Source organism: Occallatibacter sp. (assembly GCF_049802275.1).
In the GTDB taxonomy this organism is placed as follows: Bacteria; Acidobacteriota; Terriglobia; order Terriglobales; family Acidobacteriaceae; genus Telmatobacter.
On record NZ_JBARMD010000556.1, the window covers coordinates 1 to 3,873 of the forward strand.

The following is a 3,873-nucleotide window of genomic DNA, read 5'->3' on the forward strand; positions in this document are numbered from 1 at the left end:
TTCGCGGTCCTTGCCATCTCCACGACATTGCTCATGAGGTTACGCTCATGAAGATACTGGGAATGCTCTGGAAAAACCTTCGACGCGGCGTCGCAACTCTGCGATTTCCTGAAGCTCCGCCCATGACCAGTGGCTTTCGCGGCCTGGTGCACTTCGACCCCTCGCGCTGTACCGGCTGCGCCATGTGCCGGTTCCGCTGCACTGCCCGCGCCATCACATTTACTGCAGCTGGCAAGCAATTTACCTGGGCATACGACCCTTCACAATGCACGTTCTGTGGTCGTTGCGTGGATGGATGCAAAGACCATGCTTTGACGCAGGACGCGGACTGCCCGCCCATTTACCTCTCGGCCAGAGGCCTGCGTACCAGCTATACGCTGCAACGCAAGACTCCACCGCCTAAATCGCAGCCCGCCCCTGCCGGGGCGACCGCACAGTCAGGAGAGCCCCATGAACAACATTGAGGAACTGGCAGCTGAACTCAAAATCACGGATGTCTCGACAGACATAAGCGGGGTCAAGTGGTTCTCCACCGGCAACCTTAATCTCCGCGAGTTGGTGCCCGTTCTTAATCGAGCAGGCGCGCGATTTGTCACTATTACCGCGACTGAACTTCCAATGAACCAGGGCTTTTGCCTCGAATATCTCTGGGACTGGAACGGCCAGTTGCTGGGCTTTGCCTTCTATCCCTTGGGCAACTCCATGCCCAGCATCTACGACATCTGCGAAGCTGCCGATTGGATCGAGCGCGAGATCCACGAAGAGTATTCGATTGATTTCACCGGTCGTGTTTACGAACCGCTTCTGCTTCGCGATAACGACCGCATCGGTGTGAACCTGCACGAGGTGGCGAGATGAGCTACAAGCTGCCGATGGGCCCCTTTCATCCCGGCCTCGAAGAACCTTACAAACTCGAGATGATCTGCGAGGGCGAGACGGTCTGCGACGCGAAGCTGCATATCGGATTCAATTTTCGCGGCATTGAGCATCTCGCAGAGACGCGCAATTACGTCCAGCTGATTGCACTCATGGAGAGGGTTTGCGGAATTTGCTCGTTCATTCACACGCTCACCTTGTGCCAGGCTCTTGAGAAATTGACCAATCTCGAGCCTCCGCCGCGCGCTCAATATATTCGCGTCATCATGGCAGAGCTTGAGCGGCTCCACTCGCATGTGCTGTGGGCCGGCATCGCCGCCAAGCTCATGGGATTCAAGACGCTGTTCATGGCGTGTTTCGCTTACCGCGAAAAAGTGATGGACATGCTTCAGGCTATCTCCGGCAATCGGGTGAACTACTCGATGAACCGCATCGGCGGAGTCAATCGAGATATCACCGACCCCGACACCCTGCTGAAGATGGTCAATCTCCTCGAAAATGAAATCGCCCGCGAACTTGTCCCGGTGTTCACTTCCAGCTATACCGCAAAATCTCGATGCGCAGGTATTGGGATTCTCACCCGAGAAAAAGCGCTGTCATGCGGAGTTGTGGGGCCGACTGCCCGTGCCTCGGGAATTCCCCAGGATCTTCGCCGTGCGGCGCCTTATGCGGCGTATCCCGAGATGGAATTCGATGTGCCGGTAGAGGCTGCAGGCGATGTGCGCGCTAGGCTCCTGGTTCGTGCATACGAGATTCTTCAGAGCTGCCGCATTCTTCGCCAGGCCATCGCCAAGCTCCCTCCGGGCGAGTACGCGTGCAATGAATCAAAACTCGCATTCGTAACAGGAACGGCCATCAGCCGCGTCGAGGCTCCACGCGGCGAAGTCGTGTACAGCGTCAGTTGGAAGGAAAACTCGCGAACGCCGAGTCGGGTCCATGCGCGTACTCCGACGTACGTCAACATGCCCGCGGTTCGCTGGATGGTTCTGGGTGCGCGCGTAGCCGACGCACCTCTCATTCAGGCCTCCATCGATCCTTGCTACTCCTGCACGGATAGGTGACCTGAAGTCAGATTTCATCGCCTGCCAAAGGCTTCGGGGATCGCGAGTTACCTTGGCGGAAGGCCAAGTTTGCGCTGGATTGATTGGAACCGAGGGTCGGAGCGAAGGAAATTGAATTCGGAAGCGCATATCAAGTCTTCCGGAAGATGGCCCAGCTCTTCATGGGTTGCTTCGGCGAGCCAATGCAGCGTTCTATCCCGATCACCGAGGATCGCGTATTGAAACGCGATTGTGGCGCTGGTGTAAAACCCGTGTGTGATTTCTTCATTGTGTCCGACACGGGCATGAGCTTTCACGCGCAGTTCCAGGCGACGTGGTCCGCATCTCGCTGCTGAGTTGCTAACCATAGGTTGGCAACGGTTGCGAAATGTCGTCGCCAGCGCCAGGAGCAGATTACTACTCAAACGTCTTTGGGCTGTATCTGGAGCCTCCCGCGCGACGCACTGATGGTAGGTTTCGCATTCACCAAGATGGGCGCTTTAGATGCAGCCGAAAGACATATCGGTAGTCCTACCTGGGAAAACCACTCCTTTAGAGATCGTGAGATCGCAGAAACAAGAGGACGTTTAGCATGACGGACCAGCGCGCTAGATCTGTCACACAAACTCTGCGTAGGCTGCGGTTGTTAGAAATTCGTGGAATTCCCCGGTCGATAAGGATGTGAGCAGCTCGGCCGCACGCTCGAACTTTGCAGAGGCAAACCGTTCTGCTCCAAGCTTCTGCCTGGCTTGATTCAGGATGTTCCAGATGGCATATGCGAGCATGTGGCGATCGACTCGCTTGCCATTGCTGAGGCGAGCGTTGTATCGGATCCACTGCCAGATCTGTGCCCGGGAAATCTCGGCCGTCGCTGCATCTTCCATCAAGTTGTAAATCGGGACGCATCCGTTGCCACGAAGCCACGACTCGATGTACTGCAATGCAACGTCGACATTGCGAACGAACGCCTCTTCGGTAAAACGACCGAGCGGAATCTCCAGTAAATCATTCTCATTGATTCTGGATGCCGGCTCGTCAGGGCGGTGAATCTGGTTTGCTTTCTTCATGTGTTCATCGAACACGGCCTTCGCGATCGGAACAAGTCCCGGGTGCGCCACCCATGTACCGTCATGGCCGGCACGCACTTCACGCAGTTTGTCCTGACGAACGCGCTCCATCGCCCGTTCATTGGCGTCCGGGTCATCGCGAATCGGTATCTGTGCTGCCATCCCGCCCATCGCGTGAATGCCGCGCTTGTGACATGTGTGAATTAGCAGTTCCACGTAAGAACGAAGAAACGGCTGTTCCATTGTGATGCCGCTGCGTTCCGGTAGCGTGAATTTCGGATGACACCTGAACTTTTTGATAAAGCTGAAGATGTAGTCCCAGCGTCCGCAGTTCAGGCCGGCGGAGTGATCACGAAGCTCGTAAAGGATCTCGTCCATTTCAAACGCTGCAGAAATGGTTTCGATCAGTACAGTCGCGCGAATCGTTCCCTCTGGAATCCCGACATATTCCTGCGCATGGAGGAAAACATCATTCCACAACCGAGCTTCATGGTAGCTTTCCATCTTCGGCAAATAAAAATACGGGGCGGTGTTGCGATCGAGCAGCGTGCGAAAGTTGTGATAAAAGTAAAGGCCAAAATCGAAGAGCGAGGCAGATATCGGAGAACCGTTGATCGGGAAGTGCTTCTCGACCATGTGCCAGCCGCGAGGCCGGACAAAAAGCACGGCGGGATTCCGTCCTAACTTGTAGAGCTTGCCTTCGGGGGATTTGAACTCGATGGTTCGCAGGTTGGCATCGCGCAGATTTCTTTGACCCTCGAGGCAATTGCTCCAGGTGGGTGCGTTCGAATCTTCGAAATCCGCCATGAACACATTCGCCCCAGAGTTCAGAGCGTTGATGACCATCTTTCTTTCCGCGGGACCGGTAATTTCCACTCTGCGATCAACCA

At 55.6% G+C, this 3,873-nt stretch carries 4 protein-coding genes; 3 read left to right on the forward strand and 1 reads right to left on the reverse strand.

Annotated elements, in window-relative coordinates; translation table 11 throughout:
* From WA354_RS19270 to WA354_RS19280, 3 genes are all read left to right on the forward strand, one after another.
* Positions 1-464: 4Fe-4S binding protein (locus WA354_RS19270; protein WP_472814644.1), on the forward strand; the 464-nt coding region annotated here is incomplete at its 5' end.
* On the forward strand, positions 451-858 hold the full coding sequence (locus WA354_RS19275) for an NADH-quinone oxidoreductase subunit C (RefSeq protein ID WP_472814645.1): 408 nt from the start codon (positions 451-453) through the stop codon (positions 856-858). The genes WA354_RS19270 and WA354_RS19275, both read left to right, overlap by 14 nt.
* A complete protein-coding gene (locus tag WA354_RS19280) occupies positions 855-1,937 on the forward strand; it encodes a hydrogenase large subunit (protein WP_472814646.1) in 1,083 nt (360 codons plus the stop codon). Before WA354_RS19275 ends, WA354_RS19280 begins: the two co-directional genes overlap by 4 nt.
* 596 nt (positions 1,938-2,533) lie before the next feature.
* Here WA354_RS19280 and aceB read toward each other — a convergent pair.
* Positions 2,534-3,873, reverse strand: a 1,340-nt coding sequence (aceB, locus tag WA354_RS19285; RefSeq protein WP_472814647.1) for a malate synthase A, incomplete at its 5' end; no start/stop codon positions are given.

What these genes read in the sequence shown, in the direction of transcription:
- WA354_RS19275 (WP_472814645.1), top strand. Translation starts at nt 451, where the DNA reads ATGAACAACATTGAGGAACTGGCAGCTGAACTCAAAATCACGGATGTC.
- WA354_RS19280 (WP_472814646.1), top strand. Translation starts at nt 855, where the DNA reads ATGAGCTACAAGCTGCCGATGGGCCCCTTTCATCCCGGCCTCGAAGAA.